This window comes from Proteus sp. G3927 (assembly GCF_963894685.1).
Classification (GTDB): domain Bacteria; phylum Pseudomonadota; class Gammaproteobacteria; order Enterobacterales; family Enterobacteriaceae; genus Proteus; species Proteus mirabilis.
Genome location: NZ_CAWQGX010000030.1, coordinates 259,768 through 278,403, shown reverse-complemented (window position 1 = coordinate 278,403; position 18,636 = coordinate 259,768). Strand labels below are relative to the sequence as shown.

Here is an 18,636-nt window from a genome sequence, read left to right as displayed (position 1 = left end):
ATAGAAGTGATATATTTTTATTCACACTAATTCCTTGCTGATGGATTAATCATGACACAACCCCCTGTTTTCCAGCAAAGAGAGCAAATACGTAAAGCTATCCGCCAAAAACGCCGTCAACTGACTGTGGCACAGCAACAAGATGCTGCACATAAACTCTCTGAACGGGTACTCCATCATCCCAAAGTCAAGCAAGCTAAAACAGTTGCCTTATTTCTCTCTTTTGACGGCGAGATTGATACCGCTCCTCTAATCACTCATTTATGGGATTTAAATAAACAGGTTTGTCTGCCTGTATTACACCCTTTCCATCGCCATCATTTACTTTTTTTACGTTACGCTCCCACCACACAGTTAGTGAAAAATCGTTTTAATATTTTTGAACCGCCACTCAATGTAAATAACATTATTCCAATATCTGATATTGATATTATCTTTACGCCACTGGTTGCCTTCGATAAAAGCGGTCAGCGACTCGGTATGGGCGGGGGTTTTTATGATAGAACATTAGAAAATTGGCAACGGCAGTCATTTTATCCTATGGGACTTGCTCATACATGCCAACAAGTTCATTCGTTACCGAGCGCAGATTGGGATATACCGTTACCTGAAATTATTACACCTGATAAAGTATGGCGTTTTGATGAACAACTGATACAGAGAAATTAAGACGAGCTTTTAACGCTATCTTTGTTTTTTTATATTATTATCTTATTTTATAAGATTAAATCTCTATTTTTAACTACATTGTGTTTAATATGAAAAATAGAGAAAGTACGAAATTTATAAAAAGTATTAATATCATTCTTAATCTTTCAGGAAAACAATCAGATAATACAAATACAAACATTAATAAATGCGATGATACTATCGCATCATTAGAAAAAAAACATACTTTTAAACTAAAGAAAAAAAATATTAATTATATTTTTAAAAAACAATTACACTACCCAATAATTTTTTTAGATCGTTCTAAAAATATATTTATTCTTTTAAAATATAACAACACTGAATTTCTAATTTATAATCTACAAACTGATAAGATGGAGACATGGAATAAAGAGAGGTTAATAAACAACAGTATAAATCACTATTACTATCTGGACTTTGCAGAAAAGCATTTTTTTGATATCACTTGGTTTGTCCCAACCTTTATGAAATATCGTATATTATTTCAAAGTGTATTATTTTACTCGTTAATTCTTCAACTGCTAGCACTTGCCTCCCCGATTATTACGCAAATAATTATGGATAAGGTAATTATCCATCAAGCCCTATCCACGCTTGATGTGTTAATAATAGGTCTTATTTTTGTCGCCGTTTCAGAATCTGTATTAAAGGGGATAAGAGAGTATATTTATCATCATACAGCAAATAAAATTGATATGTTGCTAAGTTTGAAATTAACTAATCATTTATTCAAACTTCCTATCAGTTATTTTAAATCTCGCCAAACAGGTATTATTGTTACACGAGTAAAAGAGCTTGATATCATTCGAGAGTTTATAACAAAAACCTTATTAATGTTATTGGTTGATTTCTCATTTATCTTTATTTTCCTATTTGTTATGGCTTATTTGTCATTAAAGTTAACATTAATCTTTCTTGCCACCATCCCACTCTATTTTATCTTAGCTAAATTAATTGCCCCTAAAATAGAAAAAACCGTACAACAGCTTTATCAATATTCAGCAACAAATAGTGCTTTTTTAACAGAAACCCTAGGAGGTATAGAAACAATAAAAAGCCTTTCATTAGAACCACGTTTTACACAACAGTGGCATACGCAAATTCATCAACTGACTAATGAAAATTTAAAATTACAAAATATTGATAACTTATCGCAATACATTGTTTCATTTTTACAAAAAATAACGACAGCGATACTTTTATGTCTAGGTGCTTTTGAAGTCATTTCACTTGCAATGACAATAGGTCAACTCATTGCTTTTAATATGCTATTAAACCACTGTCTACAACCTTTAAGTTCTGCAATAGAAGTTTGGGGAAAGTATATCCGAGCCAAAACGGCTATTTATAATTTACAAGACATTCTTAATCTCCCAATAGAGCAAGAAAAAGCCAATAAGAAAATGACCTTACAAGGTGAAGTGAGTTTTGAGAATGTCAGTTTTAGTTATCAACATGATGCCCCCCCTGTTGTAAGGCAAATTTCATTTAGAATAAATAAATATGAAACTATTGGTATCGTCGGGACGTCTGGATCAGGGAAAAGTACATTAGCGCGCATCATCGCAGGGCTTTATATCCCACAATTAGGTCAAGTTAAGCTTGATGGCATTCCGGTTTGTGAAATTCCCCCCGCAGTATTACGTCAACAAATAGGGTTTGTCTTACAAGAGAATTTTTTATTTCATTTAACCGTGCTCGACAATATCCGTTTAACGCAACCATCAGCCTCATTAGATGAGGTTATTCATGTCGCTAAATTAGCAGGTGCTCATGAGTTTATTTTAAAACTTCCTTTAGGGTACGACACACTCATTGCTGAAAATGGCAGATCTTTATCTGGGGGACAATGCCAACGTATTGCAATTGCTAGAGCCTTACTCTCATCCCCTAAAATTTTAATTTTTGATGAAGCTACCAGCGCATTGGATGGTGAGTCTCAAGCCATCATCGAAAAAAATCTTCCCCTTATTACCCAAGATAAGACCGTCATTATGATTGCTCATCGCCTTTCCACAATAAAAAACTGTGACCGCATTATTGTATTAGAAAAAGGCCAGATAATTGAAGAAGGCAAACATAATGAATTGATTAGAAAAGATGGCGCTTATAAGAAACTTTGGCAACATCAACAAGGATAACAATGATGAAATCAAAAATAAAACAAATGATTGCTCACTACTTTAAAACTAAAAAAGAGCCTAAAAACTATGATTTTTACCCTAATCATATCGCCGTACTTGAGAAACCGCCGACACCTTATAGTCGTATTATTGCAATAATAATTTCATTAAGTGTGATTATATTTTTACTCTGGGCATATATAGGTAAATTAGATGTGCTTTCTTCAGCTATAGGAAAATTAGTGGTTTCAGGTTATTCGCAACAAATTCAAATTTATGAACATAGTCGCTTAAGCGCCATTCATGTAAAAAATGGCCAACAAGTTACCAAAGGAGAAGCGTTATTAACACTTGATATTTTAGGTGTTGATGAAGAGATTAATAATCTAAAAAATAAGATAGAAAATCTATTATTACTAAAAATTCGTTATCAAGCATTAAGTCAAAACACCCGACCTGATACAATTGATGATTTTAATTTACTAAATAAAGAAAAAAAAGAAGCGGTTCTACTAAGTTATCAAAAAGAAAAGGATGAAATTGATGCTAGTATTAATCATATTAATTCTGAAATAGAAACCAACAATAAAAACAAGCTTCTTACTCACCAAGAAATCAATTCATTAAATGAATTAAAAAACAATATTGAAAAACGTTTTAATATAAAGAAAAAACTCTATGATAAAAAAATCATTAGTACCATGGAGTTTTTAGAAAATAAAAAGGAGTTATTAGAAATTAATCAAATCATTAAAAGAAAATCATCAGAACTGATTATTTTATCCAGTCAAGAGCAACAATATATAAAAAATCGCGATAGATTAGAAAAACAAAAACACCTAGAGTGGCATGACAAATTTAAACAATATGAAAGCGAAGTTTTTATTTATCAACAAAATCTTTTTCATGCTCAGAAACGTCAACAATTAAAAGTTGTTCGTTCTCCTGTTACAGGTACAGTACAACAACTCGCTGTTCATACCCTAGGAGCCGTATTGCAACCTTCACAAGCGGTGATGGTGATAGTACCCAATACTCAGCATAATGTTGCTGAGGTGAATATTCTCAATAAAGATATTGGTTTTATCTACCCAGGTCAAAAAGCGGTGATTAAAATTGATGCTTTTCCTTATACCCGTTATGGCACCATTGAAGGCACCATTGTCAATATAGCAAAAGATTCCATACAACATGAACAATTAGGCTTAGTTTATCCCGTCCTGATTGAACTTGATAAGCAAGTGATGGGTGAAGATGAAGCACAATATAAACTGGCTACAGGTATGTCTTTAGTTGCCGATATAAAAATTGAAAAACGTCGAGTGATTGATTATTTACTCAGTCCAATAGAAGTTTATCAACATGAAGCATTAAGAGAAAAATAATAGCGAGATATCTATGAACTATATAACTAAAAATACGCCATCTCTTCATCCTTCAATTATTGATGGGCTTATTTATTTTTCAAAAAAAAATAAAGGAACATTAAAAAAAGAGCAGCTTATTCATTTTTTAGGTAATGACGACAATCTCTCTGAATTAAATATCATAGAAGCCGCTCAACAACTCAATTTAAAATGCGAATTTTCATTTTTTAATAGTGAAAGTGAGTATAAAGATAAAATAATTATTGATACACTTATCGAAATTAATGGTTATTGGTATATTCTAAAAAATAGAACAAGTGATAAATTAATTATTATTGACCCAAGCACTAACACAGAGAGTCATTATCATATTGATAAAAAAATTACTTATACCACACTGCTAATTATTAATAAGATATTTACCCCTAAACAGAGCAAGTTTAGCTTAATGTGGTGCATTCCATCACTATTAAAACAAAAAAAATCATTATATTTAATTTTTATTTTATCTTGTTTTATTCAATTATTTGCTTTAGTTAATCCAATTATTTTTGAAAAAATTATTGATAAAGTATTAACAGGGAGAAGCCTCTCTAATTTGCAAGTTTTAGGGGTACTCCTCGTGCTGCTTGCTATTATAGAGCCTATCTATCTTTTATTACGAGATAAACTTTATGCTTTTGTTTCTTGTACCCTAGGTGCCGAATTCTCAGGGAAAATTTATCAACACCTCATTCGGCTACCCAGTCAGTTTTTTAATCAACGTCAATCTGGCCAAATTATTGCTCGTATTCAAGAGCTTGCTCATATTCGCCAGTTTATTACTGGCTCTGCGTTGATGATGGTACTGGATTTTATTTTTATTATCGTATTTCTTTCAGTAATGTTTGCTTATTCCGTATTATTAACTTGGATAACCATAGCAGCATTAGTCGTTTACTTTTTATTTTGGCTGATACTTGGCCCCATGATCCGTTATTAGGTTGAACAAGAGTATCAAGCAAATGCTGATAATACGAGCTTATTAACAGAGGCTATTAATGGTATAGAAACCATAAAAATAACAGCAACAGAACATCAATTTATTGAAAAGTGGCAATATAAACTCACTAATTATATCCTTAAGCGTTTTTCAGCGGCCAAAAAAGCGTTATTTGCTCAGCAATTAATTGGGGCTATTCATAAAATTACTATGGCAATTATCTTGTGGCATGGTGTTAATCTGATTATGAAAGCGCAATTAAGTGTGGGAGAATTAGTGGCTTTTAATATGTTTGCCACCCATATTACACAACCTATTTTACGTTTAGCCCAACTTTGGCAAGATGTTCAACAAACAGGCATCTCTATACGTCGTATTGGCGAGATCGTTAATACTCCCACAGAGCATCAACATCAAGGACTTGCTACTGTACCTAATATTGCAGGAAGTATAGTATTTTCTCATGTACGCTTTCGTTATACAGCCAATACTCCAGATGTGATTGAGCAACTCTCTTTTTCGATCCCCGCGGGCAAATTTATTGGTATTACAGGCCCCTCTGGTTCAGGAAAAAGTACTATCACACGTTTAATTCAACGTTTTTATACTCCTCAACAAGGCCAGATTTATATTGATGGTATGGATCTCGCCATTGCCAATCCCCTTACTTTACGCCAATCAATTAGTGTTGTTTTACAAGATAATTTTTTATTTAGTGGCACTATTATGGAAAATATTCGGTTATCAAAACCCGATTGTAGTGAAGAAGATATTATTGAAGCGAGTAAATTAGCCGGCGCTTTTCATTTTATTACTCAACTCCCTGAGGGATTTAATACACAAGTAGGTGAAAGAGGTAGTAATTTGTCAGGAGGACAGCGTCAGCGTATTGCGCTAGCAAGAGCACTTTTACCTGATCCACGAATTCTTATTTTAGATGAGGCAACATCGGCGTTAGATTATGCCTCAGAAGCGGAAATTTTAGCCAATCTTCCGGCTATTTGTAAAAATAGAACGGTAATTTGTATTGCTCACCGACTTAATGCTATTTCTATTTCAGATTATATTTATGTTATTGATAAAGGTCGTATATTAGAAGAAGGTACACATAGCGATTTATTAAATAAGAAAACACTTTATCAGCAATTGTGGCAACAACAGACACAGCAATAAACCGTGATAACTAATGAACCATAAAAATAAAGGCTCTAATTATTGAGCCTTTATACTTAATATAAAAATAGCGATATTAGTACAACATACGAGCACGAATGGTACCCGGTAGTCCTTTTAGTTTCTGCAATACTAACTCAGCTTGTGCTTTCGTTTGTGTAGTAACGTCAATCACTACATAACCCACATTACCAGCTGTACGTAGATATTGTGCAGCAACGTTAATATTTTCTTCTGTAAATACGTTATTGATACTATTCATAATACCCGGACGGTTTTCATGAATATGCAGTAAACGGTTTACATCATCACCATGACTAGGCAATGATACTTCAGGGAAATTAACCGCAGATAATGTAGAACCATTATCAGAATATTTAGCTAACTTACCAGCAACTTCATAACCAATATTTTCTTGGGCTTCTTGGGTTGAACCACCAATATGTGGGGTTAAGATCACATTATCAAATTTAATTAATTCTGATACAAAAGGATCGTTCGGATCGTTATTTGCCCCCGGCTCCGTTGGGAAAACGTCCACCGCTGCACCTGATAAATGTTTACTCTCTAGCGCTTGTGCTAATGCCGGAATATCAACCACAGTTCCACGAGAGGCATTAATAAGAATAGCGCCTGGCTTCATTCGTAATAGCTCTTCGTGACCAATCATATTTTTTGTTGATGGCGTTTCTGGCACGTGTAAGCTAACAATGTCACACATATTCAGCAGTTCGGATAAGTGGCGAACTTGGGTTGCATTTCCCAAAGGAAGTTTGTTTTCAATATCATAAAAATAGACATCTAAACCAACACTTTCCGCCAAAATCCCTAACTGGGTGCCTATATGACCATAGCCAATAATCCCCAGTTTTTTACCTCGCGCTTCAAAACAGCCTTTAGCTTGTTTATCCCAAATACCACGATGGGCTTTAGCATTAGCTTCTGGAATACGACGCAGTAATAACAGTAATTCCCCTAACACCATTTCAGCCACGGAACGAGTGTTTGAAAAAGGTGCATTAAAAACAGGGATCCCACGACGGGCAGCCGCATCTAAGTCAACTTGGTTAGTACCAATGCAGAAGCAGCCTACAGCAACTAATTTTTCAGCGGCTGCAAAAATTTCTTCTGTTAAGTGAGTGCGGGAACGGATCCCCACAAAGCGTGCATCACGGATAGCTTGTTTTAATTCTTCTCCCGATAATGCACCTTTATGATATTCGATGTTGGTATAACCTGCTGCTCTTAAATTCTCTACCGCACTTTGGTGTACACCTTCCAATAGTAGGAACTTTATCTTTTCTTTTTCCAAAGATACCTTGACCATTTACCCTGCCCTATTTGTGTTACATGAATAAAAACGAAATCCTGTTTCACCAACATAACAAAAATAGATTTTGAGGCAATACAACCGATTGCACTGTTGACAGAATAAGCGATAGATAAAGTGATTTTCTACCGAGCAAAATGATTTTGACAATAAAAATGGCAGCATTTTAAAGAGAGATATCTCTATCGTGTGATATATATCACTGAATTTATGGTTTTCAAAATAATTTGCAAAAAGTCATCATTCTGATTATCTAAGGGGAAAGATAAAAGAGAGTGGGAAAACAATATAGTTCTCCCACTCTCTTTAAGAGGATGTTGTTATCTCTGACTAGAGATACAATTTAATCGTGTTATTTAATGGTTTTCACACCTTCAGAAGTCCCCATTAATACAATGTCTGCTCCGCGATTAGCGAAAAGCCCGACAGTGACCACCCCTGCAATACTATTAATTTTATTTTCTAGCTCGATAGGGTTCAAAATAGTGAGATTATAAACGTCTAAGATCACGTTACCATTATCCGTCACGACGTTTTCACGATATTCAGGTAACCCACCTAATTTAACCAGCTCGCGAGCCACATAAGAGCGAGCCATTGGGATAACTTCAACAGGCAGAGGGAATTTACCCAAAACATCCACTTGTTTTGATTCATCGACAATACACACAAAGGTTTTTGCCACCGCTGCAATGATTTTTTCACGGGTTAATGCCGCACCACCACCTTTGATCATCTGCATTTGATGGTTAATTTCATCAGCACCGTCTACGTAGATATCGAGCGAATCAACTTCATTACAGTCAAAAACGGGAATGCCATAGCTTTTTAGTTTTGCCGTTGAAGCCTCTGAGCTAGAAACTGCCCCTTCAATTTGACCTTTCATTGTTGCAAGAGCATCAATAAAATGAGAAGCCGTAGAGCCTGTTCCAACGCCCACGATAGTACCCGGTTTTACATATTCAAGGGCGGCCCAACCTACTGCTTTTTTTAATTCATCTTGAGTCATTTACAAAACCTTATTTTTCACATTTATCGAATAAGAATAGCATAGTGCCCATAAAATCCGCACAAGGTGTATCAAAATTTGAGACACAACATTTTAACTCATAAAAACTAAAAATATGGCATAGTACACAGTAGAACATAAAATCAAAGAGAATCTGTCAATGAAACGTCCTGATTATCGGGCCCTGCAAGCCCTTGATGCCGTTATTCGAGAGCGTGGTTTTGAACGAGCCGCACAAAAACTATGTATTACGCAATCTGCCGTTTCACAAAGAATAAAACAACTTGAGAATCTATTTGGACAACCTTTATTAGTACGTACGGTTCCGCCCCAACCCACAGAGCAAGGGCAAAAGCTACTCGCATTACTGCATCAGGTCGAAATGTTAGAAGAGCAGTGGTTAGGTGATGAAAATAGTGGCTCGACGCCTCTTTTACTCTCTTTAGCTGTCAACGCGGATAGTTTAGCTACTTGGTTATTGCCTGCTTTGCACCCGGTATTAACACAACTTCCTATCCGGCTTAATATTCAAGTAGAAGATGAAACTCGTACCCAAGAGCGATTAAGACGTGGTGAAGTGGTTGGCGCTATCAGTATTCAGCCTCAAGCATTGCCTAGCTGTCTAGTCGACCAATTAGGCGCATTAGACTATCTTTTTGTGGCATCCCCTGATTTTGCCCAACGTTATTTTGCTAATGGGGTCACTAAATCATCTCTGTTAAAAGCCCCCGCCGTCGCATTTGACCATCTTGATGATATGCATCAGGCCTTCTTACAGCAAAACTTCGGCTTATCTCCCGGTAGTGTGCCTTGCCATATTGTTAATTCTTCTGAAGCCTTTGTTCAGTTAGCTAAACAAGGCTCAACATGTTGTATGATCCCTCATCTACAAATTGCCGATGAGCTAAAAAGTGGTGAATTGATTGATTTAACGCCAGGATTATGCCAACGCCGCATGTTGTATTGGCACCGTTTTGCCCCAGAAAGCAGAACGATGAGAAAGGTAACGGATGCGTTACTTGATTATGGTCGTAAAGTGCTTAAGCAAGATGAAGAGTAAAAAGTAACGTTGATGATGTTGTTTCTTGATCAATATTATCGCTATTCTTAGAAAGGGATTTAACGATAAGTAAGGAAAATGGCGAATTGATTTTCCTTACTTTAGTCTGTTATCTATATTCACTCAGACAGTGACTGGCAGTTGGCTCTAAACTGCATCTTAACGGTATAACTCATACAAAAAATATATCACCACAGCTTTATTAATCAGACCATTTTTGCAAAAGACTGGCCACTGAGGAAAGTAAGCTGAAAACTTCATCATCAGAGGGAAGATCACTGTCATAAACCAATTCAGAAAATTCGCCGTGAAAAATCCCCCTGATACTTTCCCATATTTCACTAGACTTGGAGAAAAGCACACTCTTATGTAGAGGTTGGTCAAGCCATTGTCCTGCTTCTCTGAACTGATCTCTGTCAGCCTGAATAACAATGTCCATCATCTTCCAAAGGCTATCAGAATCAAAAAATTGGCTATAATGCTTATTACGCTTGATCATGCAAAGATCATAAATATGACGGATTTTATCAGCTAGAGCCTGTTTTGGATCTGCTTCACTCGACGCTCTAACTAATCCTAATATTTTTTCTGCTACTGTTCGTTTGATGTCAAGAACGTTGACTTCAAATTTTTCTAGTCCATAGTGTGTTATGATTTCATTTCCACCCTCAATCTGTGCTTTCTTGATGAATTCAGCAATCAATGATTCAGTAGGCATAAATGAAAAAGGTTCTGGTGAAGTAAAACTATTTGTTTCCAGCAAAATAACATCAGAAGCGTGACCAAATTCTCCGCTAACAATTCGCGGGAATTTATAATAGACTTTTCGGAATTGGCTTCCTTTAGACTCGTCAGGTTTTTGAATATATGTCAATCCAGTAGCAATTGTTTCCTCTGCTACTTTCATGCACTTTTTAATCTGATTACTGCTCAGTCCTCGGTTATTAAACATAGCAAGATCAACATCTTCTGAAAATCTTTTGATTAGACCAAAGACCTTGGATAGCGCCGTGCCACCTTTGAAAATAAAATCGTTCCTGAATTCAGACAGACTTAATTGGAGAAGGACGTGTGTAACCCAATAATCCTTCTCAACATAAACTTCAGGGATCTTAAAATACTCTGCTGTCCGGTTAATCAATTCCAGAAATACATCTGGATTGTTGTGAAGATTCATTCAATATTCCATTCTTCTGCATTATCCCAATAACTATCCAACCCTATCCGATAATGAGTAGTAGGGTTTAGCTGTTTTTTAAGTTCCAAAGCGAGATTTATATTAATATTCTCTATCAATAATCCTAACAAAGCCCTCGTTACAGGCGAATAAAAACTAGCCAAATTAATAAGCTCATAAAGGCCATCTTTTTTGATATTTTTTAGTTTTTTTGCTATGACTTTCATGACTTCAGATGGGTTACTATCTGGTATTTTCTTAATATTGGAAAGAACATCAAGGATCTCAAGATACTCCCTGTTAGATTCTGAAACAGGCACTTTAGCTTTCACTAATTTTACCTCGACGGTACCAAAATCCTTACGCTGTGGTGATTTGTCACTAGCAATGGTAATTGTTTTCGGGATCTGGGTAGTCAGCCCCAGTCGATTATAAAGCCCCATTCCCGTAATATAACCTTTTCGCTTTCCATTCTGATACATGAATGTTTTTAACTTCTCGGCATCACTCAATTGCATTTCACCAAATATCCCTTTTTTCGGGCGGTAAAATTGCCCTTTAGCAAACCTTTTAATATCGCCATTCTTCACTAGGCGACTGACAGCTTTTACTGTTGTTTCAGGATTTGAAAGATATGGTGTTAAATCTCTATAGGTGAAAATTTTACCAAATTCAAACCGGTTTATTTCCTTCTCAACTAAAGGTTTAATCTTCATATTTTTGGCCTCCCGTTAAGTATTCTACATCTACTTAGCAAATGGTAAAGTTTTTCTGCAGAAAAACATGACATTTTTAGATAAGAATATAACACTGACAAGTGATTACAGTGAATTAGAATATTTCTTTTTTCAATAAACCTGTTATTAGCAGACTACAACGCTGATATAGATGTATCAGCTCACTGCTGAGCCAATACATCTTATCCTTTGATGGTAAAGATTATTTAGCTGTTTTTAATTCAAATACCACGTCAACGTAATCTTTAAACTCAATGCTTTGTTGTTGATAGGTCTCTTTTACTGCTTCCGGTGACGGGGCACTTAATGCCATAGCATCCATTTTCATTCGTGCTATTGGATAAGGTGTTGCTTCTGGTGCGCGATAACTTACACTATAAACAGCCCCTAAATCAGCACCAAACCCTTTTGCCACTGAACTTGCCTGTTGTATGGCATTTTTAATTGCAACTTCTCGTGCTTTGGCTTTGTACTGTTCTGGATCATTAACGCCAAACTCAACGTTATTAATTTCATTTAGCCCTGCTGCTAATGCCCCATCCAGTAAGGTATTAAGCTGATCAAGTTTTTTGATTTTTACATCTACGGTTCGTGTTGCTGTATAGCCATTAATCACCGAACGTTCTGCTTTTTTATCATACTCATAATTAGGCTGTGTACGAATGTTGGCAGCATCAATATCTTCTTTCGTCACACCGTTTTCTTTTAAAAAGGCAAAATATTTTGCAACACGCTCATCCACTTGTTTTTTAGCTTGAGCTGCATCTTTTGCTTTTTCACTAACCTGAATATTAAGTGTCGCCATATCAGGAGTCGCTTTAATTGTTGCATTACCTGATGTAGTTATATGGGGTCCTTCAGGTACCGCCCCGGCTAAAGCGATTGAGGGTGCTCCAAGGGCTAACATGGATGCTAATACCATTTCTTTTACTTTCACAAAAACCTCCTGACAAAAATCATGTATGGGTATTGTCACTAAATTACGGTTATAACAACATTAGCATATCTGTTGTAAAGTTCTTTCAGATTAAAAGAGGTTTTTCCATCCCTGAGCGGCCAATTGCAGAGCAATAAACCACATCACACACCCCACAAACAAGTTGATGATACGTTGAGCGGTCACTTGGCTTAAAATAGGTGAAAACCAAGCCGCTAGTAGTGATAAAGCAAAAAACCAACTTATCGATGCGAATACCGCGCCAAAAGTAAACCAAGGACGTAATTCTGCTGATAATTGCCCTCCGATACTGCCAAGCACTACAAAGGTATCAAGATAAACATGGGGATTTAGCCAAGTGACGGCAACTAAAGTTACAATCACCCGCCAACGACTTTTCACTTGATTTTTATGCCGTGATAATTCAATCTCTTTTGTAAAAGCGGTTTTAAACGCATTCCAGCCATACCACAATAAAAAAGCCACACCGCCCCAAGTTATCAGTAATAAAAGATGTTCTGATTGGCTCAGTAATGCACTTCCACCAAAGACTCCCCCGCTAATTAATATCACGTCACTTAAAGCGCATAAAAATGCACTCATTAAATGGTATTGTTTTTTACTACCTTGTTGCAAAACAAAGGCATTTTGCGCACCAATGGGCAATATCATTGCTGCGCTTAATAAAAACCCCTGAAAAAATGTTGTTAACATGCAAAATATCCTAATAATTATTCATTAAATTAAGAAAAATAATAAAAGGATTTTGTTATTAGAGGAAATGAATCATTCTTATTGATAATAAGAAAAACTAATAGCGGTAAAAATAAAAGAGCCACGCTTAATCGGTGGCTCTTGAGATGTTTTTATAACAATAGTGCTTATTCTGCTTTCATCACGGTATTTTGTGCTTGATGCATATAGACATCCATTTGTGGGAATGGAATACCAATATTATTTGCATCTAGCGCGCGTTTAAAGTTTTCCATAAGATCCCAATAAACTGGCCATGCATCATCATTGGTGGTCCAAACACGTACCACAAAGTTTAATGAAGAAGGCGCCATTTCATGTAAACGTATTGTCACGCCTTGGTTATGTTGAATACGTTTATCTTGCGCAACAACATCACCGAGCACTTGTTTGACTTTATCAATATCAGCATCATAAGCAACGCCGACAATAATTTGTGTACGACGATTTGGCTCACGGCTAAGGTTAATAACCTCACTACTGATAATTTTGCTATTTGGAATAACAATGATCCGGTCATCCGCTGAACGTAATGTGGTCGAGAATATTTGTACATCTCGCACCGTACCTTCGACAGCACCAATCATCACGTATTCACCAGCACGAATAGGACGGAAGATAACAATTAAAACACCCGCTGCAAAGTTAGAGAGTGAGCCTTGTAATGCTAAACCAACCGCTAAACCTGCCGCACCAAGTACTGCGATAACAGAAGCTGTTTGAACCCCTAATCGACCTAATACTGCAATCAAAGTGAATGCAATAACGGTATAACGCACCAAGACAGACAAGAATGTCACAACAGTTGCGTCGATATGGCGTAACGTTAAAATTCGTGCAACCCCTTTACTGACCATTTTAGCGACAAAAAGACCAATAAATAGGATCAAGAATGCAGCAACGATATTCACAGCATATTGAATAAAGAGTTCTTGATTAGCAACAAACCAACCTGTTGCTTCATCTAAACTCGCAGGTAATTCATTCATTAGACCACCTTTTAAACTTATAATCCTAATAAAAAGAATAGCAACCAATAGTATATTGTGGCAGATTTATTTAATAAATATATGGGATTTGTTAACTTCTTCTATTTTCCAGAATAAATAACCGATATTTTTGTAGCATAGTAGCAAAATCATCTAATCCACAAAATGCGATGCTTTCATTATCGTAGTAGCTCATCCCTTCTTCTAAATCATCGGTTTCAAAATGGAGAGTATTCGCCCTTACCATAATTTCCTCATCATCAATAGATAAGCTGTATTCTTTACCAATCAATTGCCACTGTTTCTCACTGCCTTTAACTTCGTCCATCTCAGTCAAAATTTGATCGATTAAGCTGATATCACCTTGGATCTCATCATTTAACCAATAACCAATCGCCTCATGATCCATTGAAAAACGGGCCAATATACCGCCAGTAAGATCACGCTGAAATTCATAGTCCATGGTGTATGCCCCTTAAATTAGCTGTCGCCTTTTTCTATATAAAATATCTATTGTTATTATGGCAAAAATAACAAAAAAACAGGAGGCATTGCCTCCTGTTTCAGACTGCTGAACAACGTTATATGTTGGAACGCAGTTGTAATCAATTTTTAGTGAAAAATCAAACTCAGTTATACCGTGGTTTGGAAAATCACTTGTGTTGCTTTATCTGTATATTGCTCTAGTTGGTCAAAATTGAGATAACGGTAAGTATCTTCCGCCGTTTCATCGACTTTATTGATGAAATCAAGATACTCTTGTGGCTCTGGTAGACGTCCTAACAGTGAAGCCACTGCCGCAAGCTCTGCGGATGCAAGGTAGACATTCGCCCCCGTACCTAAACGATTCGGGAAGTTACGTGTTGATGTTGAAACAACCGTTGCCCCATCCGCCACTCGCGCTTGGTTACCCATACATAATGAACATCCCGGCACTTCGATACGAGCGCCACTCTTACCAAAGACGCTGTAATAACCTTCTTCAGTCAGTTGTGCTGCATCCATTTTTGTTGGTGGTGCAACCCACAAGCGTGTCGGTAATTGACCTTTATGTTGATCGAGTAATTTACCCGCTGCACGGAAATGCCCAATATTGGTCATGCAAGAGCCAATAAAGACTTCATCAATTTTGCTGTTTGCAACTTCTGATAATAGACGAGCATCATCAGGATCGTTTGGCGCGCAAAGAATAGGCTCTTTGATTTCGTTTAAGTCGATCTCAATTACAGCCGCATATTCAGCATCCGCATCTGCTTCAAGTAATTGCGGATCAGCTAACCAATTTTCCATTGCCGTAATACGACGCTCAAGTGTACGACGATCACCATAACCTTCTGCTATCATCCATTTTAATAAGACAATGTTAGATTGTAGATATTCGATAATCGGTGCTTTATCTAATTTAATCGTACAACCCGCAGCAGAACGCTCAGCCGATGCATCAGCTAGCTCAAAGGCTTGCTCAACTTTAAGTTCAGGTAAACCTTCAATTTCTAAGATACGACCAGAGAAAATATTCTTTTTACCTTTTTTCTCAACGGTCAATAACCCTTCTTTAATGGCATAAAGTGGGATGGCATGAACCAGATCACGTAGCGTTACCCCCGGTTGCATTTTACCTTTAAAGCGTACTAACACCGATTCTGGCATGTCTAATGGCATTACCCCTGTAGCCGCTGCAAAAGCGACTAAGCCTGAACCTGCTGGGAATGAAATACCAATAGGGAAACGTGTATGTGAGTCACCACCAGTACCAACAGTATCTGGCAATAACATGCGGTTTAACCATGAGTGAATAATGCCATCACCCGGACGCAGTGAAACCCCTCCACGATTCATAATAAAATCAGGTAACGTGTGATGGGTGGTTACATCAACAGGTTTTGGATAAGCGGCGGTATGACAGAATGATTGCATAACCAAATCAGCGGAGAAACCTAAGCATGCTAAATCTTTCAGTTCATCACGTGTCATTGGCCCTGTAGTATCTTGAGAGCCAACGGAGGTCATTTTGGGTTCGCAATATTCACCAGGGCGAATACCATCACGACCACAAGCGCGTCCCACCATTTTTTGTGCAAGTGAGAAACCACGATCGCTCTGTTCCACTGCTTTGGCATGACGGAATAAAGTGCTAGGTGGTAAACCTAAGGCGCTACGAGCTTTTGAGGTCAATCCACGACCGATGATCAAAGGAATACGGCCACCCGCACGCACTTCATCAATCAGTACTTCTGTTTTTAGTGCAAAGGTTTCCAATAACTCATTGGTTTCATGGTTACGGATTTCACCTTTGTATGGGTAAATATCAATAACATCACCCATATTTAATTTAGAAACATCAACCTCAATAGGTAATGCACCGGCATCTTCCATCGTGTTGAAAAAGATAGGGGCAATTTTGCCACCCAATACAACTCCACCACCGCGTTTATTTGGTACATAAGGGATATCATCCCCCATAAACCAAAGTACCGAGTTGGTTGCAGATTTACGTGAAGAGCCTGTTCCGACAACATCCCCCACATAAGCCAGTGGGAAACCTTTTTGACTCAGTGCTTCGATTTGTTTAATCGGACCAACGCTCCCCGGTTGGTCGGGTTCAATGCCTTCGCGGGCATTTTTTAGCATAGCTAGAGCGTGTAATGGGATATCAGGACGAGACCAAGCATCTGGAGCTGGTGATAAATCATCTGTATTGGTTTCACCCGTCACTTTAAACACGGTTACCGTGATTTTTTCAGCAAGTTCTGGACGTTCAGTAAACCATTCTCCATCAGCCCAAGATTGCATAATTTGTTTAGCGTAAACGTTGCCAGCTTTCGCTTTTTCTTCAACGTCATAAAAGCTATCAAACATCAATAAGGTATGAGAAAGTGCTTTTGCCGCAATAGGAGCCAGTTTGTCGTTATCTAGCGCTTCAATTAATGCATGGATATTATAGCCACCTTGCATAGTACCTAATAATTCTACGGCTTTTTCTGGCGTGATAAGCGGTGATGTTGTTTCACCTTTTGCGAGAGCCGTTAAAAAACCGGCTTTAACATAAGCGGCTTCATCAACGCCGGGTGGAACACGGTTAACAATTAAATCAAGAAGGAATTCTTCTTCGCCTTTTGGGGGGGACTTTAATAGCTCAACAAGTGCGGCTGTTTGTGTGGCATCGAGAGGTTTTGGAACGACACCTTCAGCTGCACGCTCTGCTACGTGCTTACGGTATTCTTCTAGCACGACTTTCTCCTCGCTTCTTTGTCATTTTGTATAACCCGGCTGTCTGCACCCTATCTAGTTGGATGCCAGGTCAGAGGATCTTTTGCTCGCATAAAACATCTATGGTTGTGAAATTATGCCCAGCTAAGGGCTATCAGCATAGCAAATTTTCAACACTATGTTAATTCGTTCACATAAAAGCAACATACAACAAACGTAAATCTCACCTTATTCATATTATGACACTCAATCTAATAGGCATTTTTCACCAGCCTCGTTTTTACCAATAAACTCAGTTAATAAATAGATATCAGTGCTACTCGGTAAACGTAACTTATCTTGTAAATTAAAGTCATTTGATTTAAGTAATAAATAACTAGAACAATAAACCTTACACATACATCCTTTAGAATTATTTTAAATAGAATGCTTATAAAAATAAACCCAACATCACCAACAAATAAAAACTTAATCAATAAACTACTATAAACCCCATATAATAATTATTTTTTGATAGAGTTTTAAAATCTAACATATTAATATGAAATAGCTTTACCATGCTAATTATTTAAACAATAATTTCATTAAGTTCATTTACAAATAGCACTTAGCAATTACGTTCAACCTTTACATTTAAAAAAAGAAAATTATCGATTTATTCATTAAAATGATTAATTATATGGAGAAAGTCTTTATGGCAATTAACGAAAAATTTGTCCAAGAAATATCAAGCATTAATTATAATAATAGTATATTTTCACTCTATTTTGTCGGTCAAGATCCTCATAAAATAGCACAAGGTATCATGCCAGAAAAAGATGAAGAATTAGCCCTAAAGTAAGTGATCCACATTCCTGCTTCTGGTTTTATTTATATGGCTTCAATAATTAAAAGCATGCTGGAAAATCCATGCATAAACAAAGAGTTTGAAAAGCTAATTGCAGCAGATCTACTTCCTATTCTTCAAAATGAAACTAATATGACTGAAAATTTTACTGCCCTTCATTTAATAAAAAAAACAAATAATAGAAGAATAATTTTATATAAGAACTTATTCATCATAAATTAACTCTTACCCTGTTTATTAATAACTGAAATA

General features: G+C 36.7%; 15 protein-coding genes and 1 pseudogene. 7 read left to right on the top strand and 9 right to left on the bottom strand.

Annotated elements, in window-relative coordinates:
- The first annotated feature begins 51 nt into the window (after positions 1–51).
- The 4 genes and pseudogenes from AACV00_RS14305 (at position 52) to AACV00_RS17660 (ending at position 6,335) form a co-directional block, all read left to right on the top strand.
- Positions 52–669, top strand: coding sequence for a 5-formyltetrahydrofolate cyclo-ligase (locus tag AACV00_RS14305; RefSeq protein ID WP_110706563.1), 618 nt, complete (start codon positions 52–54; stop codon positions 667–669).
- Positions 670–758: 89 nt separating this feature from the next.
- Positions 759–2,831, top strand: a complete 2,073-nt coding sequence (locus AACV00_RS14300; RefSeq protein WP_110706562.1) for a peptidase domain-containing ABC transporter — start codon at positions 759–761, stop codon at positions 2,829–2,831.
- 5 nt (positions 2,832–2,836) lie between these two features.
- The gene (locus AACV00_RS14295; RefSeq protein WP_236645519.1) at positions 2,837–4,198 is read left to right on the top strand and encodes an HlyD family type I secretion periplasmic adaptor subunit; all 1,362 of its coding nucleotides are present in this window, start codon (positions 2,837–2,839) and stop codon (positions 4,196–4,198) included.
- Between the two features lie 13 nt (positions 4,199–4,211).
- Positions 4,212–6,335, top strand: a pseudogene (locus tag AACV00_RS17660) (type I secretion system permease/ATPase).
- Positions 6,336–6,411: 76 nt separating this feature from the next.
- Here the strand turns inward: AACV00_RS17660 and serA are convergent.
- Together serA and rpiA are read right to left on the bottom strand one after the other, a co-directional pair.
- Entirely contained in the window at positions 6,412–7,662 is a 1,251-nt protein-coding gene (serA, locus tag AACV00_RS14280; protein WP_004248535.1) for a phosphoglycerate dehydrogenase, read from the bottom strand.
- Between the two features lie 355 nt (positions 7,663–8,017).
- A complete protein-coding gene (gene rpiA / locus AACV00_RS14275) occupies positions 8,018–8,674 on the bottom strand; it encodes a ribose-5-phosphate isomerase RpiA (protein WP_004244058.1) in 657 nt (218 codons plus the stop codon).
- 160 nt (positions 8,675–8,834) lie between these two features.
- Here rpiA and AACV00_RS14270 point away from each other — a divergent pair, with 160 nt between their 5' ends.
- Positions 8,835–9,734 (top strand): LysR family transcriptional regulator ArgP, encoded by a 900-nt coding sequence (locus AACV00_RS14270; protein WP_004244059.1) that lies wholly within the window; start codon positions 8,835–8,837, stop codon positions 9,732–9,734.
- Positions 9,735–9,936: 202 nt separating this feature from the next.
- On the opposite strand, the gene AACV00_RS14265 is transcribed toward AACV00_RS14270, so the two are convergent.
- The 7 genes from AACV00_RS14265 to acnB form a co-directional block, all read right to left on the bottom strand.
- Positions 9,937–10,911, bottom strand: a complete 975-nt coding sequence (locus AACV00_RS14265) for a nucleotidyl transferase AbiEii/AbiGii toxin family protein (protein ID WP_064506049.1) — start codon at positions 10,909–10,911, stop codon at positions 9,937–9,939.
- Positions 10,908–11,627, bottom strand: a complete 720-nt coding sequence (locus AACV00_RS14260; RefSeq protein WP_104459312.1) for a DUF6088 family protein — start codon at positions 11,625–11,627, stop codon at positions 10,908–10,910. Before AACV00_RS14260 ends, AACV00_RS14265 begins: the two co-directional genes overlap by 4 nt.
- Before the next feature lie 223 nt (positions 11,628–11,850).
- Positions 11,851–12,585 (bottom strand): oxidative stress defense protein, encoded by a 735-nt coding sequence (locus AACV00_RS14255; protein ID WP_104459311.1) that lies wholly within the window; start codon positions 12,583–12,585, stop codon positions 11,851–11,853.
- Between the two features lie 90 nt (positions 12,586–12,675).
- Positions 12,676–13,299: an arginine exporter ArgO gene (gene argO / locus AACV00_RS14250; protein WP_161680397.1), complete on the bottom strand. Its 624-nt coding sequence runs from the start codon at positions 13,297–13,299 to the stop codon at positions 12,676–12,678.
- Positions 13,300–13,466: 167 nt separating this feature from the next.
- Positions 13,467–14,327 (bottom strand): small-conductance mechanosensitive channel MscS, encoded by an 861-nt coding sequence (gene mscS / locus AACV00_RS14245; protein WP_012368224.1) that lies wholly within the window; start codon positions 14,325–14,327, stop codon positions 13,467–13,469.
- A gap of 91 nt (positions 14,328–14,418) precedes the next feature.
- Positions 14,419–14,790: a YacL family protein gene (locus tag AACV00_RS14240; protein WP_004244066.1), complete on the bottom strand. Its 372-nt coding sequence runs from the start codon at positions 14,788–14,790 to the stop codon at positions 14,419–14,421.
- A 170-nt stretch (positions 14,791–14,960) separates the two neighbouring features.
- Positions 14,961–17,558: a bifunctional aconitate hydratase 2/2-methylisocitrate dehydratase gene (gene acnB, locus AACV00_RS14235; protein ID WP_104459309.1), complete on the bottom strand. Its 2,598-nt coding sequence runs from the start codon at positions 17,556–17,558 to the stop codon at positions 14,961–14,963.
- A gap of 673 nt (positions 17,559–18,231) precedes the next feature.
- Here acnB and AACV00_RS14230 point away from each other — a divergent pair.
- Both AACV00_RS14230 and AACV00_RS14225 read left to right on the top strand, forming a co-directional pair.
- Complete coding sequence (locus AACV00_RS14230) at positions 18,232–18,378, top strand: hypothetical protein (protein ID WP_004248541.1); 147 nt, start codon at positions 18,232–18,234, stop codon at positions 18,376–18,378.
- A 33-nt stretch (positions 18,379–18,411) separates the two neighbouring features.
- Positions 18,412–18,606: a hypothetical protein gene (locus tag AACV00_RS14225; RefSeq protein WP_223302942.1), complete on the top strand. Its 195-nt coding sequence runs from the start codon at positions 18,412–18,414 to the stop codon at positions 18,604–18,606.
- Positions 18,607–18,636: the final 30 nt, after the last annotated feature.

Coding starts and splice junctions, on each gene's coding strand:
- AACV00_RS14305 (WP_110706563.1), top strand. CDS start 52: ATGACACAACCCCCTGTTTTCCAGCAAAGAGAGCAAATACGTAAAGCT.
- AACV00_RS14300 (WP_110706562.1), top strand. CDS start 759: ATGAAAAATAGAGAAAGTACGAAATTTATAAAAAGTATTAATATCATT.
- AACV00_RS14295 (WP_236645519.1), top strand. CDS start 2,837: ATGAAATCAAAAATAAAACAAATGATTGCTCACTACTTTAAAACTAAA.
- serA (WP_004248535.1), bottom strand. CDS start 7,662: ATGGTCAAGGTATCTTTGGAAAAAGAAAAGATAAAGTTCCTACTATTG.
- rpiA (WP_004244058.1), bottom strand. CDS start 8,674: ATGACTCAAGATGAATTAAAAAAAGCAGTAGGTTGGGCCGCCCTTGAA.
- AACV00_RS14270 (WP_004244059.1), top strand. CDS start 8,835: ATGAAACGTCCTGATTATCGGGCCCTGCAAGCCCTTGATGCCGTTATT.
- AACV00_RS14265 (WP_064506049.1), bottom strand. CDS start 10,911: ATGAATCTTCACAACAATCCAGATGTATTTCTGGAATTGATTAACCGG.
- AACV00_RS14260 (WP_104459312.1), bottom strand. CDS start 11,627: ATGAAGATTAAACCTTTAGTTGAGAAGGAAATAAACCGGTTTGAATTT.
- argO (WP_161680397.1), bottom strand. CDS start 13,299: ATGTTAACAACATTTTTTCAGGGGTTTTTATTAAGCGCAGCAATGATA.
- mscS (WP_012368224.1), bottom strand. CDS start 14,327: ATGAATGAATTACCTGCGAGTTTAGATGAAGCAACAGGTTGGTTTGTT.
- AACV00_RS14240 (WP_004244066.1), bottom strand. CDS start 14,790: ATGGACTATGAATTTCAGCGTGATCTTACTGGCGGTATATTGGCCCGT.
- AACV00_RS14230 (WP_004248541.1), top strand. CDS start 18,232: ATGGCAATTAACGAAAAATTTGTCCAAGAAATATCAAGCATTAATTAT.
- AACV00_RS14225 (WP_223302942.1), top strand. CDS start 18,412: ATGGCTTCAATAATTAAAAGCATGCTGGAAAATCCATGCATAAACAAA.